Source organism: Ilumatobacter nonamiensis YM16-303 (genome assembly GCF_000350145.1).
Lineage (GTDB): Bacteria > Actinomycetota > Acidimicrobiia > Acidimicrobiales > Ilumatobacteraceae > Ilumatobacter_A > Ilumatobacter_A nonamiensis.
On sequence record NZ_BAOL01000209.1, the window covers coordinates 1 to 20,869 of the forward strand.

Annotated in this window: 15 protein-coding genes; 2 read left to right on the plus strand and 13 right to left on the minus strand. The window is 67.2% G+C overall.

The annotated features are described in order from the left end of the window. Nucleotides 1-33 precede the first annotated feature (33 nt). The 11 genes from cobA to ON45_RS23200 form a co-directional block, all read right to left on the minus strand. Nucleotides 34-807: a uroporphyrinogen-III C-methyltransferase gene (gene cobA, locus ON45_RS17170; protein ID WP_083915105.1), complete on the minus strand. Its 774-nt coding sequence runs from the start codon at nt 805-807 to the stop codon at nt 34-36. After that, nucleotides 804-2,978, minus strand: a complete 2,175-nt coding sequence (locus ON45_RS17175; protein ID WP_051063266.1) for a molybdopterin oxidoreductase family protein — start codon at nt 2,976-2,978, stop codon at nt 804-806. The genes cobA and ON45_RS17175 overlap by 4 nt, the downstream gene beginning before the upstream one ends. Continuing rightward, nucleotides 2,975-4,546: a NarK family nitrate/nitrite MFS transporter gene (locus ON45_RS17180; protein ID WP_083915109.1), complete on the minus strand. Its 1,572-nt coding sequence runs from the start codon at nt 4,544-4,546 to the stop codon at nt 2,975-2,977. The genes ON45_RS17175 and ON45_RS17180 overlap by 4 nt, the downstream gene beginning before the upstream one ends. Before the next feature lie 151 nt (nt 4,547-4,697). Next, on the minus strand, nt 4,698-5,810 hold the full coding sequence (locus ON45_RS17185) for a uroporphyrinogen-III synthase (RefSeq protein WP_040495466.1): 1,113 nt from the start codon (nt 5,808-5,810) through the stop codon (nt 4,698-4,700). Nucleotides 5,811-5,951: 141 nt separating this feature from the next. Next, entirely contained in the window at nt 5,952-6,317 is a 366-nt protein-coding gene (gene nirD, locus ON45_RS17190) for a nitrite reductase small subunit NirD (RefSeq protein WP_051063267.1), read from the minus strand. Beyond that, nucleotides 6,314-8,809: a nitrite reductase large subunit NirB gene (gene nirB, locus ON45_RS17195; protein ID WP_051063268.1), complete on the minus strand. Its 2,496-nt coding sequence runs from the start codon at nt 8,807-8,809 to the stop codon at nt 6,314-6,316. Before nirB ends, nirD begins: the two co-directional genes overlap by 4 nt. A 147-nt stretch (nt 8,810-8,956) precedes the next feature. After that, on the minus strand, nt 8,957-11,317 hold the full coding sequence (locus ON45_RS17200; protein WP_040495467.1) for an arylsulfatase: 2,361 nt from the start codon (nt 11,315-11,317) through the stop codon (nt 8,957-8,959). A 77-nt stretch (nt 11,318-11,394) separates the two neighbouring features. After that, nucleotides 11,395-12,057: a GAP family protein gene (locus ON45_RS17205; RefSeq protein ID WP_040495469.1), complete on the minus strand. Its 663-nt coding sequence runs from the start codon at nt 12,055-12,057 to the stop codon at nt 11,395-11,397. A gap of 76 nt (nt 12,058-12,133) precedes the next feature. Continuing rightward, the gene (locus ON45_RS17210) at nt 12,134-13,825 is read right to left on the minus strand and encodes a SulP family inorganic anion transporter (RefSeq protein ID WP_051063269.1); all 1,692 of its coding nucleotides are present in this window, start codon (nt 13,823-13,825) and stop codon (nt 12,134-12,136) included. Then, complete coding sequence (locus tag ON45_RS17215; protein WP_158412482.1) at nt 13,822-15,507, minus strand: SulP family inorganic anion transporter; 1,686 nt, start codon at nt 15,505-15,507, stop codon at nt 13,822-13,824. Before ON45_RS17215 ends, ON45_RS17210 begins: the two co-directional genes overlap by 4 nt. A 29-nt stretch (nt 15,508-15,536) precedes the next feature. Next, nucleotides 15,537-16,736: a chloride channel protein gene (locus tag ON45_RS23200; protein ID WP_040495471.1), complete on the minus strand. Its 1,200-nt coding sequence runs from the start codon at nt 16,734-16,736 to the stop codon at nt 15,537-15,539. Between the two features lie 149 nt (nt 16,737-16,885). Between ON45_RS23200 and ON45_RS17225 the strand changes: the two genes are divergently transcribed. After that, entirely contained in the window at nt 16,886-17,602 is a 717-nt protein-coding gene (locus ON45_RS17225) for a DedA family protein (RefSeq protein ID WP_040495472.1), read from the plus strand. Between the two features lie 4 nt (nt 17,603-17,606). Here the strand turns inward: ON45_RS17225 and ON45_RS21770 are convergent, their stop codons facing one another. Both ON45_RS21770 and ON45_RS21775 read right to left on the minus strand, forming a co-directional pair. After that, nucleotides 17,607-17,945, minus strand: coding sequence for a ZIP family metal transporter (locus tag ON45_RS21770; protein WP_148288742.1), 339 nt, complete (start codon nt 17,943-17,945; stop codon nt 17,607-17,609). Beyond that, entirely contained in the window at nt 17,942-18,343 is a 402-nt protein-coding gene (locus ON45_RS21775) for a ZIP family metal transporter (RefSeq protein ID WP_051063274.1), read from the minus strand. Before ON45_RS21775 ends, ON45_RS21770 begins: the two co-directional genes overlap by 4 nt. 168 nt (nt 18,344-18,511) lie before the next feature. On the opposite strand from ON45_RS21775, the gene ON45_RS17235 reads away from it, so the two are divergent. Beyond that, nucleotides 18,512-20,839 carry an arylsulfatase gene (locus tag ON45_RS17235; RefSeq protein WP_040495474.1) on the plus strand — a complete coding sequence of 776 codons (2,328 nt, stop codon included), beginning with the start codon at nt 18,512-18,514 and terminating at the stop codon, nt 20,837-20,839. Nucleotides 20,840-20,869: the final 30 nt, after the last annotated feature.

The following is a 20,869-nucleotide window of genomic DNA, read 5'->3' on the forward strand; positions in this document are numbered from 1 at the left end:
CACGGAGCGCGGGAACTGTTCACGAGAACGGATTCAGACGAGGGAGGCGGTCGAGGTGGTGCGTGCTCGCTGGACCGACCGGGGATCGGCGACCTCGCCGACGACCATGACCGTCGGGGAGGGGAACGGGCAGCCGTCACGTGCCACGTCGGCCAACGCGACGGTGCGGCGGTCCTGGCGGTCGGTACCGGCAGCGTGGACGAACGCGACTGGTTGGTCGGCGGGCCGACCGGCGTCGATGAGGTCATGGGCGACGTCGGATGCAGTGGTGGCGGCCATGAGAACGACCAGCGTCGATCCGGATGACGCGAGGGCCTCCCAGTCGTTGTGCCCGTCCTTCGCTCGGTGCCCCGTCAGCACCGTGAACGACGCGCTGTGGCGACGGTCGGTCAACGAGATCCCGGCGAGCGCCGGGGCAGCGAGCGCCGACGACACGCCGGGCACCACCTCGACCTCGAGGCCGGCAGCGGCGATCGCGTCGAGCTCCTCGGCTCCGCGCCCGAAGACGAACGGATCACCTCCCTTGAGGCGGACGACCTGGCGTCCGGAGGCGGCCCGGTTCACGATCAGATCGCAGATCGCGTCCTGCGTGGCCCCGAACCCCTTGCCCTTGCCGACGGGTATCCGTTCGGCGGATGCCGGGGCGAGATCGAGCAGTTCGGGGTCGGCCAACCGATCGTGGATCACGACGTCGGCGGTGGCCAGGGCGCGGGCACCGCGCACGGTGATCAGGTCGGCTCCACCGGGTCCGGCACCCACCAGGGTGACCTTGCCCGACTTCATGCCGACGGAACCGGATCTCCTCATGAGTGCACCGTACGGACGGTCTCGAAAGCGGTCGTGTTCGCCTCGTTTCCAGTCGATGAATTCGTGGCGGCGTCATCGTCGAGGTGGGCGTTGGCCAGGGGCGTCACGCTGATCGGCGTGTACTTGAATCCGGGGATCTTGCTCGTCGGGTCGAGATCGGACGACACCAGCACGTTGCATTCGCGCCAGTGATACGGCATGAACAGCGTGTCGGGTCGGAGTCGGAGGTTCGGCTTCCACGGCACGGTCGACCAACCCTGACGGCTCGTCAGGACCGCCCGGTCACCCTCGTCGAGTCCGAGCCGTCCAGCGGTGTCGGGATGGATCTCGACGTACGGACCGGGTGCCAGGCGCTGCTGAGCCGGGATCCGTTTCGTCTGGTTCCCCGAGAGGTACTGGGCGAGATGGCGGCCGGTCGTGAGCACGAACGGGTACTCGTCGTCGACCACGACCGGGGGAGTGGCGAGCTCGACGGGATGGAACACGGCGAGGCCGTCCGGGTGAGCGAAGCGCTCGGTGTACAGCTGTGGGGTTCCCGGGTGGGATTCGTCGGGGCAGGGCCAGAAGATGCCCTCGCGGGCACGGTCCCAGGTGATGCCGGCGTAGTCGTTCGGGCCCCCGGCGGAGACTTCGCGCATCTCCTCGAACACCTCGCGTCCGAGCACGAAGTCGAACTGGTGGCGATGGCCGAGGCGCGTCGCGAGGTTGCGGAAGATGTCGATGTCGGAGCGGAGTGGGGTGGGGGCGACGGCCTGGTCGCACCGAACGATGCGGCCCTCGATCGTGGTGATCGTCCCCTCCTCCTCGGCGAACGTGGTACCCGGCAGCACGACGTCGGCGTGCCGGGTGGCCTCGGAGAGGAACGGGTCGATGATCACGACGTGTTCGAGTGAATCCATCTGCTCGTCGACCCGGTCGAGGTCGGGGGCGGAGATGCTCATGTTGTTGGAGATCGACAGCAATCCCTTGATCTCGCCACGGCCCGCCATCTGGAGGATCTCGGTGTACGTGGACCCGACGCCGGGCAGGTCGCTCGCCTCCACGCCCCAGCGTTTCGCGACCACCTCGCGGTGTTCGTCGTTCGCGATCGAGCGTCCCGCCGGGAGTTGGTTGCAGCGCTGGCCCCATTCGCGACCGCCCTGCCCGTTGCGCTGTCCGGTGAGCATGTTGATGCCCGACCCGGGGCGTCCCGGCAGACCGCAGGCGAGCGCGACGTTGATCATCGCGAGCACGTTGTTCGTGCCCATCGTCTGCTGTTCGGGTCCGCGGGCGTGGAGAATCAAGCACTTCGGCGCGGTCGCGATCAGGTGCGCGAGTTCGCGGACGGTGTCGGCGGAAACGTCGGTGACCGCCTCGACCGATTCGGGGGACCATGCCCGTGCTGCCTCGATCGTCGGGCGGAAGCCCTTGGTGCGGGTGGCGACGTAGTCGAGGTCCAGCAGTCCCTGGCGATCGATCTCGGCGAGCAGCCCGGTGAACAGCACACCGTCGGTGGCCGGACGAATCGCGATCTGCATGTCCTCGTCCTGCACCCAGCGCCCGAACCGAGGGTCGATGGCAACGACCCGGGCTCCGCGCTTGCGCGCCTTGTTCAGCGCTGCAGGGAGCATCACCGGGTATGCATCGGAGAGGTTCGCGCCGACCACGACGATCACGTCAGCCGTGGCCACCTCGGACAGCGGCGTCATCGCCCGGTCCCGGCCGAACGCGGCCATGTTGGCGCTGCCGGCGGAGACCATGCAGAACCGGCCGTTGTAGTCGACATGACGCGTGCCCAGCGCCAACCGTGCGAACTTGCCGACGAGATATGCCTTCTCGTTCGTCAGCGAACCGCCCGACAGCATCGCGTTCGCGTCCGCCCCGTGCTCGCGCCGGATCCTCATGAATCCCTCGGCGGCGAGGTCGAGTGCTTCCTCCCAGCTCGTCTCGACCAGAACGCCGTTGCGCCGCACGAGCGGCATCGTGAGCCGATCGTCGTGGTGCACCTGTTCCCAGGCGGTCGAACCCTTCGAGCAGACCGCGCCACCCGTGAGTGGCGAGCCCTTCCATCGAACCTGGCCGACCAATCGACCCGCCTCGTTCGTCGCGAGGCCGATTCCACAGTTCAGGGCGCAGTACGGACAATGGCTGGTCGTCGTGTCGACCGTCCCCTCTGGCGTGCGGCCGCTCATGAACCCGCCGACATGGTGGGCACCGGCGCCACTGCCGAGATCGGCGCAGGGGTCTCGGCCACCGCAGGGGTGTCCGTCGGCTGATCGACGAGCAGCTCGGTGGCGAAGCTGTCCTTCGGCTCGACGAGGAACCGGCTGGCGCACAGCGCCACGACGGCGGCCGCGGCGATGGTGAGGAAGAACATCCGCTCGCTCACGAACAACCCGATGGTGAGAAAGCAGATGGCACCGACGTTTCCGAAGGCCCCGGCCATGCCCGCGATCTGTCCGCTGACCCGCTTCTTCACCAGCGGGACGATGGCGTAGACGGCGCCTTCGCCGGCCTGCACGAAGAACGAGCAGACCATGCAGGCGACGATGGCGAGTGCCCACGGCCAGGCGGCCCCGAGGGTCGACAGCAGTACGTAGCCGACGAGCAGGCCGACGAGGAGGAACGAGAGCGTGCGCTTGCGGGAGCCGAGCAGGTCGGACATGATGCCGCCGGTCGGGCGAGCGACGAGGTTCATGAACGCGAATCCCGATGCCGCGATACCGGCCGCTGCCGGACCGAGGCCCCAGGTGTCGGAGAAGAACGTCGGCAACATCGACACGACGGCGAGTTCGGAACCGAAGGTGGCGAAGTAGGCGAAGCAGAGCACGGCGACGGAGCGGAACGGGTACTGGTCGTCGGTCGGATACTCGTCCTTCAGTGCCGGCTTGTTGACCCGGAACACCGCCAGTTCCTGCACGATCAGCAGGGCGGTGATGCCACCGAGCACGATGACGAAGACGGGTGTGTTGATGACGTCTTCACGCCAGATCCTCCAGGCGATCAGGCCGAGCACCGCGGTCAGCGGCACGGTGAGGGCGGCCAGGCCGAACACGGCGCCCCGGTTGGTGACCTCGAGTGCACCCTGGCGGCGCGGCTTGGCGTAGGACACTCCCTCGGGGGTGTCGGTGACGGCGCGCAGGTAGAAGAGGCCGTAGCCGGCCGCGATCACGCCGGTGAGCAGGATCGAGTACCGCCAGCCGTCGTCACCACCGAAGACCCCGGCGATGATCGGCAGGGCGAACGCAGCAGCGGCCGAGCCGAAGTTGCCCCACCCGCCGTACACACCCTCGGCGGTTCCGACCTCGCTCGGGGGAAACCATTCCGACACCATGCGGATCCCGACCACGAAGCCGGCACCGACGACCGAGAGCGCCAGCCGACTGAACACGAGCGCCTCGAACGAGTTCGACAACGCGAAGATCGTGTTCGGCACGATGGCGAAGGTGAGGATCGTGGCGTACACCCGCCGTGGTCCCCACCGGTCGAGGGCCATCCCGATGAAGATGCGCGCCGGAACGGTGAGTGCGACGTTGCACAGTCCGATCGTGCGCTTCTGTCCGTCGGTCAGCCCGAGCTGTTCGGCGATCGTGTTGGCGAAGGGCGCGTAGTTGAACCACACGACGAAGCTCAGGAAGAAGGCGAACCACGTGAGGTGCAGGATGCGGTACTTGCCGGTGAACGACCGGAGGCCCCGAACGCGTTCCGCGGCATGCCGCGGAGATTCGGATGATCTGGCGGAGACGGGGGGAGCTGTCATGGACGCCATCAAACCGCGCCCTGATTGCGGACGAGGTTCGACGGTGTGAATGGATCGTGCGGAGCGGCGCACCGGGTCCGATTGCCGTGCGTGCTCTCTCTCACATCCGTGCGAAGCCGTTGTGAGGTGATCGTGCGCGCGGAGCGGTGAGTCACTGGGCGCTGGCGCGATAGCCGCGCCGAATCACCGTCTCGATCCCGTCCGACGCCGTACCGAGTCGCTGCCTCAGGCGCGCGACCGTCACTTCCACCAGGTGTTCGTCGCTCTCCGAACCGTGCCAGACGCGTTGGAGCAGCTCGCGCTTCGAGCGCACGACCCCCGGTCGTTCGAGCAGGACGTCGAGGATCGACCGTTCACGATCGGTGAGCCATGCCTGGCCGCAGTCCTCGAACACCATCAGCCGACCCTGCAGGCGGACGTGGGTGCCTGCGAGTTCGACGTCCTGACCGCGTGTGCCGAAGTGGCGGGCGATCTGTTGGACCATCGCTCCGAGCCGGTGTTTCTCCGGAACGAGCGGCGTGGCGATGTCGTCATCGGTGAACCCGGTCGCGCAGACCGGCCCGACACAGAAGGCGACCACGTCGGTGGCCAACGCGTCGGCGACCTCGTCGGCCAGTCCGAGGAATCCGGCGATCTCGAGGTAGTTCTCGACGGCGGGCTTGGCCGTGAACGTCAGCGCATCGACGCGACGCTCGACGGTCGCCCGGATCAGGCGCTCGGCGGCGGCCGTGTCGCCGGGAAGCGACCAGCGGTACACGGGAACCCGAACGACGTCGGCACCCATCTCGTCGAGGCGATCGCACAGACCGTTGGCGCCGGCTCCATCGAGTTGGACCGCGATGCGGACGCCGTCGATCCCGCGTTCGTGCAGGGTGTCGATGATGTCGTCGTAGCGGGCGCGCGGCGCGATCCAGGCCACGTCGAGGTCGGCCGTGGCCAGCGCACCCGTCGCCTTCGGGCCGCGCGCGTAGAGGTCGACGGAAGCGAGGAGAACCCGCAACTCGTCACCGAGTTGGATCGCATCGGCTGCTTCGAGCCAGCCGCGAACGCCGAGCCCGGTCGTGAGCACCACCAGTTCGGGCGGATTCCGCAGGATCTGCTCGGTCGCCACGCGGATCTGGTCCTCGGATCCGAGGGCATGCGTCTTGATGACGGGGCCGTGCAGGCACTCGGCGCCACGGCCCGTGAGCAGCTTGATCTGTTCGTCAGCGCGACGGTCGGCGGTGACGCCGACCGTGAAACCTGCGAGGGGACCGACGGGCATGTGATGAAGTGTGGGGTGCCTGCGTTACGTGGGTGTTTCGTGCGGGAGTCGCTTTCACGATCCACGAACGACTTCGGTCACACCGTCACGCCATGACACGACATGGGGACGGTGCGACCGAATCGAACGCCCGCGAGCTGATCAGGCGGCGCTCTCGGCGGGCGGCTCGACGGCGACCGTCATCGGTTCGGCAGCGACGGTCACGGTCTGGTCGATGACCTCGACCCGCCACACACGGACCGACACGTTCGGATCGTCGAGGCACCGTCCGGTCCGCAGGTCGAAGCGCTGCTTGTGGAGCGGTGACGCGACGACCGGGGTCCCGTCGACACATCCGACCAGCCCGCGGGCGAGGACCGGAACGTTCGAACAGGGATCGAGGTGGTCGATCGCCGCGAGTTCGCCGTCGGCGAGACGGAAGATCGCGACGTACTCGCCGGAGACGACGGCGGCCACGCCTCGGTCGACGGGGAGGCTGTCGATGTGAGCGATGCGGACCCGACTCATGCCGGCACCCGCTGACCGCGTTCTTGGATCCACACCGGTGTGGTGTTCTCCTCGGGGGCGTTGACGAACTCCACGAAGTGGGACAGACGTTCCGGATCGTTCAAGGTGGCTCTCCATTCACATTCGTAGGTGTCGACGTGCAGTGCGATGTCGGCGTCGAGCTCGTCGCAGATTCCGAGTTCGTCGTCGACGATCACGCTGCGAACGTGCTCGAGTCCTCCGTCGAGCGAATCCAGCCACACCGAGGTGCGCTGGAGACGGTCGGCGGTGCGGATGTAGTAGGCGAGGAAGCGGTCGATCGTGCGCACGAGCGTCTCGTCGTCGAGGTCGGTCGCGAACAGGTCGGCGTGACGCGGGCTCCGCCCGCCGTTGCCGCCGACGTACAGGTTCCAGCCGCTCTCCGTCGCGATCACGCCGACGTCCTTGCTCTGCGCTTCGGCGCACTCGCGGGTGCAGCCCGACACTCCCATCTTGAGTTTGTGTGGCGAACGCAGACCCCGGTAGCGGTTCTCGAGGTCGATCGCCATGCCGACCGAGTCCTGCACGCCGTAGCGACACCACACCGAACCCACGCACGACTTCACCGTGCGCAACGCCTTGCCGTAGGCGTGGCCCGACTCCATCCCCGCGTCGACCACCCGTTGCCAGATGCCTGGCAGGTCGTGCATCTGCGCTCCGAGCAGGTCGATCCGCTGGCCGCCGGTGATCTTCACGTAGAGGTCGAAGTCCTTGGCGATCAGCCCGAGCGCGATCAGTTGGTCGGGCGTGATCTCGCCCCCGGGTACTCGCGGGATCACCGAGTACGTGCCGTTGCGCTGCATGTTCGCGAGGTGATGGTCGTTCGTGTCCTGCAGCGACGACTGGTCGCCGTCGAGCACGTACCCGTTGGACAGCGACGCGAGAATCGACGCCACGGTGGGGCGGCAGATCTCGCATCCGCGTCCGGTTCCGTGGTTCGACAGGACCTCGGCCCAGGTGCGATAGCGGTGGAAACGGACGAGGGCGAAGAGTTCCTTGCGCGAGTGGTCGAAGTGTTCACAGAGGGCGTTCGAGACCTCGACGCCGAGACTCTGGAGCTCGTTGCGCACGAGCGTGGTCACGCCGGGCACGCAGCCGCCGCAGCTGGTACCGGCGCAGGTTGCCTCCTTGATCTCGCTGACCGTGGTGCACCCTTCGGCGACCGCACCGCGGATCGTGCCGACACTCACGGCGTTGCAGCTGCACAGCAGCGCGCCGTCCGGCAGCGTTCCCTCGTCCGGCGGGCGGATCGACGCCGGAAGGATGTACGCCGGGAGATCGTCGGGTTGGGTCGCCTGACCGAGGGTGACGGCGGTGAGCAGCTCGTAGCCCGAGACGTCGCCGACGAGCGCCCCGCCGAGCAGTCGGCCGGTCGCGGCATCGAGCGCGAATCGCCGGAAGATGCGATTGACCGGGTCGTTGTAGACGATCTCGTCGATGTCGTCGCCCATGGCGTTGCTCTGACCGAAGCTCGCGACGTCGACACCGAGCAGTTTGAGCTTGGTCGACAGATCGCTGCCCGCGTAGTCGCCGGGTTCACCGGTGAAGCGTGCGGCGAGCGCGGCGGCCATCTCGTAGCCGGGAGCGACGAGTCCGTAGACCCGCTCGCGGTGGACGGCGACCTCGCCGATCGCCCACACGTTGGGCGCCGACGTTGCGAGCGTGTCGTCGACCATGACCCCGCCGCGTTCGCCGACGTCGATTCCCGAGTCGCGGGCGACCTGGTCGCGCGGTCGTACACCGGCCGAGAAGATCACGACGTCGCACGGATACTCGGTGCCGTCGGACATCACGAGGCGCTCGACCGTCCCGGACGCGCCCGCTTCGAAATGATCGGGCGCGACGCCGCAGTGGAGCTGGACACCGAGCGAGTCCACCCAGCGGGCCAACATCCGTCCGCCCCCTTCGCCGAGCTGGGCCGGCATCGGATAGGGAGCCATCTCGACGACGTGGACGTCGTCGAGACCGAGCGCCCGCAGCGCATTGGCGGCCTCGAGCCCGAGCAGTCCGCCACCGATCACGAGGCCGGACGTGCAGCCGTCCCGTTGGGCACACCGTTTGATGTCGGCGAGGTCGTCGAGGGTGCGATAGACGAACGTTCCGTCGATGTCGTGTCCGGGGATGGGCGGAACGAACGGGAACGAGCCCGTCGCCAGGACGAGTTCGTCGTAGCCGAGGACGGTGCCGTCGTCGAGCAGGACCGTGTATGCCGCGGTGTCGATCGTGTCGACGGTGCGCCCGAAGCGGTAGTCTACTCGACCGCTTCCGACGAACGAGGCGTCGACGAGGCTGAGGTCGGCCTCGGACCTGCCCTCGAACCAGCTGCTGAGCGCGACGCGGTCGTAGGCGGGCCGCGACTCCTCGCCGATCACCGTGATGTCGAACTCGCCGCCGTCATCGGCCGCGACAAGGCGGTCGACGAAGCGTTGGCCGACCATGCCGTTGCCGACCACCAGGACGTGTCGTCGTTCCATGGCGATCAGTCGACCACCGGCCTGTCATCGACAGGTTCCGGCGACATGACGATCGTGGTTCGATCAGATCGGCGGCTCCGTTGATCTGTGCGAGAGACCTCACAGCCGAGGTCGATCGCTGAGAGCGTGACCCGACACGCCGTCGGGTCAGTCCATCTTGGTGGCCATCTCCAGGCGGTCCATGCCGGTCGGCTCCTCGAAATCACCGAACTCGAACGCGACCGACTCGATCGATCCGTTGAACTCGAACACCCCGCGATCCTCGTAGTCGCCACAGACCGGGGAACGGCTGTCCTGTCCGACGTCGAAGCACTCGGTGCCGCAGCGCATCGGGATCTGCCGTTCGACCCTCGTCTCGCCGACCTGCTCACCGTCGACGAACAGCTTGGCGGTGGCCGGAACGCCTGGCACCGGCTGGTCGGGCTCGAAATCGAGCACGATCGTGTGGTCGCCGGGCGTGAGCGCCTCGTCGGAGATCATCTCGTACCGTTCGAGGCCGAAGTAGTTGTAGTGGTAGCGGATCTTGCCCTCCCACGCGAACAGCGAGAACCCGCCGGCGTCGCCACCGAGCGCGAAGATCACACCCTGGGCACCGCCGTCGGGGACCGTGACCTTCGAGGTCATCTGCAACGGGACGCCGATGAACTTCGGACCCGAACCCTCGGGTTGGCGGACCATGCCCGGGTACAACGTGACCTGCTTGCGGCCGAAGTAGTAGCTCGGGCGCAGTGTGACGTCGAGGCGTTCCGCGAAACGGTCGTCGATCGGCAACACGTTGTACTTCGCGGCCTCGGCGAGGAACATGTCCTGCAGTTCCTTCAACTTGGCGGGCTCGACGTCGGCGAGGTCGACGGCCTCGGAGAAGTCGTCGCGGATGTTGTACAACTCCCACGCGTCGTCGTCCCACGAGAATGCACCCGATGTCTCCCACGGCAGTCGGCCGTGGCGGCAACACGCGATCCAGCCGTCGTGGTACATCGCCCGGTTGCCCATCATCTCGAAGTACTGCGTCTCGTGCCGTCCGGGCGCGTCCGCGCCGTCGAAGGTGTACGCGAAGCTGGTGCCCTCGATCGGGCGCTGGGCGACACCGTTCACCTCGACCGGCTCGCGGATCCCGATGATCTCCATCAGGGTCGGCATGATGTCGATCACGTGGTGGAACTGGGAGCGGATCTCGCCCTGGGCGGCGATCCGATCGGGCCACGACACGATCATCGAGTTCCGGGTGCCGCCGAAGTGGGATGCGATCTGCTTCGTCCACTGGAACGGCGTGTCGCCGGCATGGGCCCACGCCGCCGAGTAGTGGGGAGAGGTCCCGGGAAGCCCCCACGTGTCCTTGAAGCTCATCGCCTCGTCCATCGTCGGCTGCTGACCGTTGAGGCTCATCAGTTCGTTCGGGGTACCGACGAGCGAACCCTCGCCCGACGATCCGTTGTCGCCGAGGATGTAGATCACGATCGTGTTGTCGAGTTCGCCGAGTTGCTCGTAGGCATCGACGATGCGCCCGACCTCGTGGTCGGTGTGCTCCAGGAAGTCGGCGAAGTTCTCGGCCTGGCGGGCGAAGAGCTCCCGATGCTCGGCGGGTTGGCTGTCCCACGACGGGATCTGCTCGGGCCGCTCGGTGAGTTGCGTGCCCTCCGGGATGATGCCCATCTCGAGCTGGTTCCGGTGCACCTGCACGCGGTACTCGTCCCAGCCCATGTCGAAGCGGCCCTCGTTCCGTCCGCGCCAGTCGAGCGGCGGCTGGTGCGGAGCGTGCGCGGCACCCGTCGAGTAGTAGGTGAGCACGGGACGGTCCGGTGCGATCGTCTTCTGTTCGCGCAGCCATCCGATCAGGTCGTCGGCGAGATCGCGCTGGAGCTGGTAGCCGTCGTCGGGTCGACCGGGTGCTTCGACCGCGGTCGTGTTGCGCACGAGTGACGGGTAGAACTGGTCGGTCTCGCCGGAGATGAACCCGTAGAAGTAGTCGAAGCCCTGGCCGGTCGGCCAGTTGGTGAACGGACCGGCGGGACTGGTCTCGTTGTCGGGCACGTTGTGGTTCTTGCCCCACCACCCGCACGTGTAGCCGGTCTGTTTCAACAACTCGCTGACGGTCGCGCAGCTCTTCGGGATGATGCCGCAGTAGCCGGGGTAGCCGGTGGCCATCTCCTGGATCACGCCGGTGGCGACCGAGTGGTGGTTGCGACCGGTGAGCATCGCCGCGCGGGTCGGGGCGCAGAGGGCGGTCGTGTGGAACTGGTTGTAGAACAGCCCCCGGCTGTGGAGCCGCTCCGCGGTCGGCATCCGGACCAGGCCGCCGTTCACGCTCGGCCAGCCGAACCCGACGTCGTCGAGCAGGACCAGCAGGATGTTGGGAGCGCCGTCGGGCGCCTCCTTCACCGGTGGGAAGTCGGGGGTCGAGTCGGCGGCGTAGGTGTTGATGTCGGCGTCGGGGAACGTCCACTCCGGCTCGGGAAGGTGCGTCCGGTCGACGTGGACCGGGAAATCGGAGTCACTCTGCTTCGGCATCCGCTGATCTTTGCACGCTCCGAGACCCCTGTCACTCGGCACGACAACATCGCAGGAGAGTTCAGACGGTGGACACCTCAGGCCACCACGGAGATGCCGTCGCCGAGCACTTTCGCGCCGAGGACGACGAACAGAACGGTCATGACCGTGGCGTTGTTCTGCGTGAGCCAGCCCTTCATGGACTCGAGCAGGGGAGCGACCCGTTCGCCCGCGATCAGGTAGCCGACGACCGGCACGATGATCGTGATCGACGCGATCAGGACGAACACGCCGACGGTGATCGCCTGGTCGCCACCGCTGAGTCCGGCGGAACTGATCGATGCTGCGGCGGCGATCGTGAGCCCGAGGTTCTTGGGGTTCACACCGGACAGCAGCGCGCCGAGACCGAACGCCTTTCCGGCGGCCATGTCGTCGATCGAGGCCATCCACGCCGGCATCTCGGGCTCGACGCCCTCCCGCGGCCGCCCCTTCCACTGTTTGACGCCGAGGAACAGGAAGACCGCGCCGATCGCGATCTTGAGCCACCCGATCGCGTCGGACGGGGTATCGGACGAGTCGAGGCCGATCGCCAGGATGATCGTGGCCGCGACGATCAAGCCGAGGAGCCACCCGAACATGAACGCCAGGCTGTTGCGCGCAGCCGAGCGGGAGAACAACATCAGGATCACGGCGATGATCGGGACGGGACTGATGGCGACGCCGACCGCGTTGCCCATGATCTGACCGATTGCTTCGCCCATGGATGCTCCTTCTCGAACGGGATCCGCTCATGATGCCCGTTCGGGACCAGCCGCATCGGGATGGTCGCGCGGCCCGTCAGGTCCGGGTTCGGTACTCGCGAACCGCCGCCAGCGCGGTGGGATGGAGCCGGCCCTCGTCGTCCCAGGCCTGCCATGCCGGAAGGTTTTGCAGCGACTCGAAGCTCTGCACCGGGAGCGCCGTCAGCCAGAGCGAGGCGTCACGTTCTTGGATCCGCTGATCCAGCTCATCGAGTTGGTCGATCACCGTGACCGTCGCGCGCACCGTGGCGGACGCGTCGACGATCACCACCGCAGGCTTCTCGGCGTCGACCGCGGCGAGGATCTGACGGCTCACCCGGCGCGCGTTGGCGGTGTAGACGGGGCCGTCGACGCGCAGCACGAGCAGACCCCGAACCGGCCGGGTGTGCTTGCCCGCGACTCTGAGGTCGTCGCCCTGGACCGTGACCTGCAGCTCCGTCACACCGATCTGGTTCATCTCGTACAGCACGAGGAGCAGTGTGATCAACACCCCTGCGAGGACGGCCTCGAGCAGGCCGAACACCAGCCCGGCCACCGCGGTGAGCACCGCGATCCAGAACGAGAGCCGGTCGATCCGCCAGAGCCGGACGAACTCGGCAGGCTTGATCAGGCCGAGGACGGCGACCACGACCATGCATCCGAGCGTCGCCTCGGGCAGCTCGCTGAGTACACCACCGAGGAACAGTGCACAGGCCACCGCCAGCAGAACCGTCACGATCTCGCTCAGTTGGGTCTTCGCTCCGGCGCGCTGGTTGATCGCGGTCTGGGAGAACCCGCCCGCTGACGGCATCGCCCGGAACAGACCGCCGAGCACGCATGCCAGGCCGTTCGCGACCAGTTCCTGATCGTTGTCGATCGGTGGTTCGTCGGGTTGGCGCACCGTGCCCGCGGCCGATGCCGTCTCGAGGAAACACATGATCGCGATGGCGAACGCGCCACCCAGGAGCGCACCCGCGCGGTCGAGGTCGGGAAGCACCGGAAGTGGGAGGCCGGAGGGCACCGGTGTGATGAGCGCGACGCCGTCGTCGTCGATCGACCAGAACTGAACCAGCAGGATCCCGAGCGCGGTGGCGACCAGTGGAGCGGGAACACGAGGAAGCAGCCGGCCGAGTCCGAGCAGGACGCCGAGCGTGGCGACCGACAACCAGATGGTCGGCCCGTTCGCGTCGCTCAGGTCGTCGATCAGGCCACCCATCTCGCCGAAGAACGCCGTCGCGGACGAGTCACCGTCGACCCCAAACAACTTGGGCAACTGGCCGGCGGCCACGGTGAGCCCGACACCGAGCTTGATCCCGATGAGCGTCGCCTCGGAGATGTTGTCGATCAGCGATCCCAGGCGGAGCAGCCGTGCACCGAGCAGAATGACGCCGACCAGGATGGTCAGTGTCGCGAGCTCTCGCGCCGGGTCGGTGCCGTCGGCGGCCACCCCTGCTGCGAGCAGCGTCGACCCGCTGAGCACGGCGACGGTCGACGTCGTGCTCACCGAGAGCGTGCGCGAACCGCCCAGCAGCGCGTAGACGAGCATCGGGACCATGCACGTGTAGAGGCCCACCTCCGGTGGCAGCTCGGCGATCGTGGCGTACGCCATCGCCTGGGGGATCACCACTGCGCCGGCGGCAAGTCCACCGGTCAGATCCCGGCCCAACCACGAACGGTCGTAGCCGCGCAACCAGCCGATCGCCGGCACCTGTCGGGCCAGTTCTCCCAGGGCTCCGGTCGTGGTGGTCATTGTGGTTGCTCACTCGTTCCGTTCGCGTCGGTGTCTCCGGCCAAATGCTCGAGGTAGTGCGTGACCGCGTCGTCGACCTCGAGGTGCACGCCGATTCCGGCGAGGCGCGCCTCGACCCCCGACTGCTGGAGTTCGTCGCGCACCTCGGTCTTGACCCGCGCGAACTCCATGGTGATGCCGCGGTGCCCGAGTTCGTCGAGGACCTCGTCCAACGCCTGGGCTCCCGTGCTGTCCACGTCCTGCACCGACTCCATGTCGAACACGACGGCGCGGGCGTCGTGTTCGGTCACCTTCGCGATCAGGTCGTCGCGGAGGAACGGGGCGTTGGCGAAGAACAGTGGGGCGTCGAACCGGTAGATGAGCAGCCCCGGGAAGGTCACCGCATCGGGATGATCCGCGATGTCGCGGAAAGTGTCGGTGCCGGGCTTGCGGCCGAGCACGGCCGTGTGGGGCGAGGCGTCACGGAGCACCGCTGCGAGCAACGACAGCAGGATCGCGATGACGATGCCGATGAGCATGCCCACACCGAGGACTGCCGCGACGGTGACGATGGCCATCCAGAACTCGCTGCGGCGATAGCGCCAGAGCGCACCGAACTCCGCGAGGTCGAACAATCCGAATCCGGCCACGATCACGATCGCGGCGAGCGTGGCCACCGGCAGGTAGTCGAAGACGGGCGCGAGGAAGACCAGTGTGAGCAGGACGAAGAACGCCGCCGCGAGGTTGGCGACCTGGGACTTCGCACCGGAATCGGCGAGCACGAAGCTGCGCGACTGGCTCCCGTTCACCGGGAACGCTCCGAGCAGCCCGGCGCCGACGTTCGCCGCGCCGATTCCGAAGAACTCACGGTTGGCGTCGACACGATCCGATGTCCCGTACGTGAGCGACCGCGCGGTGAGCACGCTGTCGGGGTACACCAGGAGGGCGACCGCAAGGGCGGGTCCGATCAGTGCCAGGAAGTCGGACCCGCTGAGCGACGGGATGCCGGGCACGGGCAGCCCGCCGTCGAACGCTCCGACCACGGCGACGTCGGGATCGGCGACCGCGACGACGAGCATGCAGCCGGCGACCGCGACGAGAGCCCCTGGAATTGCAGGGACGAACTTCCGCATGGTCAACATCACGACCAGCGTCGCCACCCCGAACGCGATGCTCGCCATCTGCGCCTCGTCGATGTTGCGGGCGACCGCCCCGATCTCGGTGAGGTACGGGTCGGGCTCGACGTCGGTGCCCAGGAATCCCTGGAGTTGGCTCGTCACGATCAGGACACCCGAGCCGAACACGTACCCGGCGAGCACCGGGCGTGACAGCAGGTCGGCGACGCGCCCGAGTCGGAACACGCCGCCGAGCAGCAGGAAGGCGCCGACCAGGAGGCCCATCGTCATCGCCAGGTCGACGTACTCGTCGGAACCGGGATCGGCCATGGCCGACAGGATCGTCGCCAGCATGATCGCCACGGTCGACTCGGCGCCGACATTGAGGAACCGCGAGGATCCCCACAGCCAGTAGAGGACCATCGAGGCGATCGCTGCGTACAAGCCGACGACCGGGGGGAGCCCGGCGAGGACCGCGAAGCCGAGCGACTGGGGGACGAGCATCGCCCAGAGCGTCAGTCCGCCGAGCACATCGGCGCGCAGCCAGCGCCGATCGTACGCCGCGACCACTCCGATCCCGGGCGCCACGGCGCGGAGATGACGTACCGACGACACCGTCAGCTCGGGGTGGGTGCCGGTTCGGCGGGCGGCGTCGGCAACGCTCCGAGAGACCGGGCGACGGCCAGCCCGACAGCGCCACCGGCGCAGCCGATGAGGATCACGCTCGCGTAGCTGGCCTGGACCGGGTACAGGGTGAGGATGAACGCCATCGGAAGGTTCCCTTTCAGGAACACCACGCCGGTCGCGGCGATCCCGGCGACGATCATGATGTCCGGTCCGACGTCGACGACTTCGTCGACGATCACCGCGAGTGCCGCAACCGAGGTGTACGTCGGGAAGATGGGACCGCCCCGCCATCCGGCGAGCAGCGCAATCACCAACGCAGCCCATTTGGCGACCGTGATGTACGCGAGGTCGCCGAGGTCGGCACTCGGCAGGAGCTGGATCCCCTCCTGCCCCGAGAACAACACGAGCTGGTTCGGGAGGGCGAGCAACGCGAACAGCAGACCACCGGCCATGCCGACCAGGATCGGGTTGCGTCGAAAGGTCGTCGCATGCTCGGCGCGGCTGACGACGCTGACCGCCCATGCGACCGGAACGACGACGAGCGCGCCGAACGCGAACCCCGCGAGTCCGGCCGCGACGCCGAGGTCACCGTCGAACTCGGTGAAGCGGAAGCCGAAATCGATCACGCCGAACGGCAACCAGTGGTAGGTGAACAGTCCGGCCAGCGCGGCGAGCCAGTACGGGAGTGCGTGGACCGCACGGGGGACTCCGTCGACGGTCTCCGCGCCCCACGCGTTGCGCACCAGATGTCCGACCGTCGTGATTCGCTGACCGATCCACGTGGCGGTCCCGCCGAGCAGGCCGGTGAGTGCCGCCTCGAAGCCGACCGGGCCACCGAAGCTGAGTGCGACGAGCGAGCTGACGGCGGTCTTCGGTGCGACCTCGGGGTCGATGTGTCCGCCGCGCTTCCATGTGCCGATCGCCTCCTCGAGGGGACGTGGATAGTTGCCCAGAGCGATCTGGCAGATCCCGACCAACGCGCCGCCGACGATCGGGACGGCGAACAACCACCACGAGTCGTACGGCTCGACACCGACCTGCTCGGGTAGGTCGGACCACAGGTACTTGGTTCCCGCCTCTACCAGCCAGATGAACCCGGCCGCGATCACCCCCGCGAGAGCGCCGGTCGCGATCGCGACGACGAGCAACGTGACGACGCTCGCTGGTCGGGAACGCGCGGCCTCGTGCATCGGGGTCACAGTAGATCGTGGCCGCATCCGAGTTGATGACCGCACCCGTGTGCGACACTTGGGTCGTGGTCGGCGGTTCCCACGGGGCCGCACCGAAACCGTGGAGGATATCCGTGACCGAGTCGAACGCCGAGCCAAATCGAAGCACCATGAGGCTGCCCAGTTTCCGGGTCCTGCTGTGGTCCGCGCTCGGGATCCTCGCGTTGCTGTGGGTCGCGCCGACGATCACGGCGGTCGTGTCGTCGATCGACCTCGCGGGGGTCGAGCACCTCTACGCGATCATCGCCGGTTTCGTCATCCTCGACGCGGTGATTCCGATCTTCCCGAGCGAGTCGTTGCTCACCACGGCGTCGAACCTCGCTGCGCAGTCCGGATCCGACATTCAACTGTGGAAGCTGATCGCGGCCGGAACCGCCGGGGCGATCATCGGCGACTCCGTCCTGTATTGGCTGTCGCGGACCGTGCTGCGCAACCGGATGTCGGTTCAGGTGGAGAAGGCTCAGCAGAACGAGAAGGTGGCGCGAGCCATGGCCGTGCTGAGCGGAACCGCGGGGATGCTGATCGTGTTCGGTCGGTTCGTCCCCGGATTGCGGTTCATGATCGGAGCGACCATGGGCCTCACCGAGTTCCCGTATCCGAAGTTCCTGATGTGGGACTCGATCGGTGGATTCTTCTGGGCCGCCTACACGTGCATCTTCTGCTACCTGGTCGCATCGGTGATCGAGGACAAACCGTTGATCTCGATCGCTGTCTCGATCGTCGTGACCACCGGACTGTTGGGCCTGCTGTATCGCCCGATCAAACGTCAGTGGGACGCGAGCGGCGCCGAACTCGCCGACGCGGAATCGGCAGAAACCGCGACCTGACGACTCAGTCCGCGATGGTGAGGATCGAGGCGGCCAGATAGCCGATCACGGTCAGCAGACCGACCGAGCGGCCGCCGTGCTGGAACGCTTCGGGCATCATCGAGTCGGCGAGCATCACGAGGATCGCTCCGCCCGCGAAGACCTGGGCGTACAGGCCACCGTTCGGGACCGTGTCACCGATCGCGTACCCGGCGATCGCGACCAACGCCGACGCGACGGTGAGCGCACCCCACATCATCGAGATCGTGCGATTGGACGTGCCGGCTGCGCGCAGTGCGATCGTGCCGGCGGCGCCCTGGGGGACGTTCGACACGAAGATCGCCGCCACGAACGCCACGCTCACGGCGCCGCCCAGCGAGATCCCGATCCCGAGGATGAACGCCTCGGGGATCCCGTCCAGTAGGGCCCGAGGAACATCGCCGCGCCGGAGCCACCGCCGGACTGCTGATCGGGGACGTCGATGGCCGAACGGTGCTTGCCGCCTCGCTCGTCGACCAGTCGGTCGCCGACGTAGTACACGACCGCTCCGGCGAGGAACGCGAAGGCGACCCCGGGACCGTTCCCGAGGCTCGACAGCGGGACAAGTTCGTAGGCGACCGCGCTGAGCATCGTGCCGGCACCGAAGCCCATCAGCAGACCGGTGGTCTTGACGTGCGGTTCGAGTGGGCGGGCGATGGCCTGCCCGACAAACAACGCGGCCGACGAGAACGCACCCCAGAAGAGCGCTGCCCAGACGCTCATCGAGGGGGCGCGGGCCGGCTGGACATCGGCGTGACCGTAGCGGGAACCCGAGTGTCCGGATCACCGCTCGGGTGAACAATGGGGACCGTTCGTGACACAAGCTGGTGGGGTGCGCGATGATCCGTATCCGTATCCGCAGCCCGACAGCCGTACGCAGGGAGTACACGCATGCCAACGCCAGAGTTCCAGGGAAAGATCGCACTCGACGTCAACGATTCGGTCTCCGACTGGACCCCCTATCTCAACCCGAAGGCGCCCGAGGGCGCGCCCAACGTGCTCGTCATCCTGTACGACGACACCGGACTGGCCGCGTGGTCGCCGTTCGGCGGCGGGATCGAAATGCCGACCTTGGAACGCCTGGCCGACAACGGGCTGCGGTACACGCAATGGCACACGACGGCGCTGTGCGCTCCGACCCGATCGACCATGATGACGGGCCGCAACCACCACCTCAACGGGATGGCGTGCATCACCGAATGCGCCAACGGTTTTCCCGGCTGGAACGCACGGATTCCCGAGGAGTGCACGACCGTCTCGCACCTCCTGCGTGATGCCGGCTGGAGCACGTTCTGGCTGGGCAAGAACCACGACGTTCCCGAACAGGACGTCTCTCCCGGCGGCGACCGCTCGCGCTGGCCGCTGCAGATGGGCTTCGATCGGTTCTACGGCTTCCTCGGCGGTGAGACCAACAACTGGTATCCCGACCTGGTCGAGGACAACCACTTCATCGATCCGCCGTACACGCCCGAAGAGGGGTATCACCTGTCGAAGGACCTCGTCGACCAGGGCATCAAGATGATCAAGGACCAGAAGGCGTCGAACCCGTCGAAGCCCTGGTACATGTGGCTCTGCCCGGGAGCGAACCACGCGCCGCACCACTCACCCCAGGAGTACATCGACAAGTACAAGGGCAGGTTCGACGACGGCTACGAGGCCTACCGCGAGTGGTGCCTCGAGCAGATGATCGCCAAGGGCATCATGCCCGAGGGCACGAAGATGACCCCGCTCAACCCGTTGCCCGAGGAGATGGAGAACCCCGGCGACCACGTGCTCCCGTGGGACGGACTGAGTGACGACGAAAAGACCCTGTTCTGCCGCATGGCCGAGGTGTTCGCCGGCTTCTCCGAGTACACCGACGTGCAGATCGGCCGGCTCATCGACTACCTCGAGGAGTCGGGCCAGCTCGAGAACACGCTGGTGTTCTACTGCGCCGACAACGGCACCTCGGGTGAGGGCAGCCCGACCGGGTCGGTCAACGAGAACAAGTTCTTCAACAACTACCCGGACTCGATGGAGGAGAACCTCGAGTACCTCGACGTGCTGGGTGGCCCGGAGACGTACAACCACATGCCGACCGGTTGGGCCGCAGCGTTCTCGACCCCGTTCCAGATGTTCAAGCGCTACTCGCAGTACTCGGGTGGTACGTGCGACCCGATGGTCATCTCGTGGCCGAAGGGGATCGAGGCGAAGGGCGAGATCCGCCACCAGTACCACCACTCGTGTGACGTCGTCGCCACCATCCTCGACGTGTGCGGAGTCGAGATGCCCGACACCTATCGCGGCGTCGAGCAGGTCCCGCTGTCGGGAACGTCGATGGCCTACAGCTTCGATGCCGACCCCGACGGGCAGACCACCAAGGAGCGTCAGTACTACGCGATGTTGTCGACCCGCGGGATCTGGGAGGACGGCTGGAAGGCATCGGCCATCCACGCGCCGTTCACCGGCATCGGCAAGTTCGACGAGGACCGCTGGGAGCTGTACCACGTCGACGAGGACCGCTCGGAGTCGACCGATCTCGCCGCCGAGTACCCCGAGAAGCTGCAGCACCTGATCGACCTCTGGATGGAGGAGGCCGAGAAGAACAACGTGTTGCCGATGGACGACCGCACGCCGGCGGAGCTGCTGGGTGTCGAGCGGCCGAGCCAGGAGCCACCGCGCGATCGCTACATCTACTACCCGGGCACCTCAGCCGTCCCCGAGGGCGTCGCCGCCAACGTGCGCGGCCGGTCGTACAAGATCCTCGCCAACGTCACGGTCGGCGACGGAGCCGAGGGCGTGATCTTCGCCCACGGTTCCCGATTCGGTGGACACTCCCTGTTCATCAAGGACGGCAGGTTGCACTACGTGTACAACTTCCTGGGCGTCAAGCCGGAGCAGCAGTTCAGCTCCGACGTGCTGGCACCGGGTGACTACACCCTCGGCATGGAGTTCACCCGGGAGAAGGCCGGTGAGTACGGCGAATCGCACGGGACGACGAAGCTGTACGTGAACGACGACGTGGTCGCCGAGGGCGCGATGCGGACGCAGTCGGGGAAGTTCACGCTGTGCGGCGACGGTCTGTGTGTCGGCTTCGACAGCGGCGACGCCGTGAGCAGTCAGTACACGGCACCGGCTCGTTTCACCGGTGGCGAGATCCAGGTCGTGGGTGTCACCGTCGAGGACGTCGAGTACGAGGACCTGGAGATGCTCGCAGCCGCCGCTTTCGCTCGTGACTGACGGTCGCGTACTCGTCACCGGGGCGAGCGG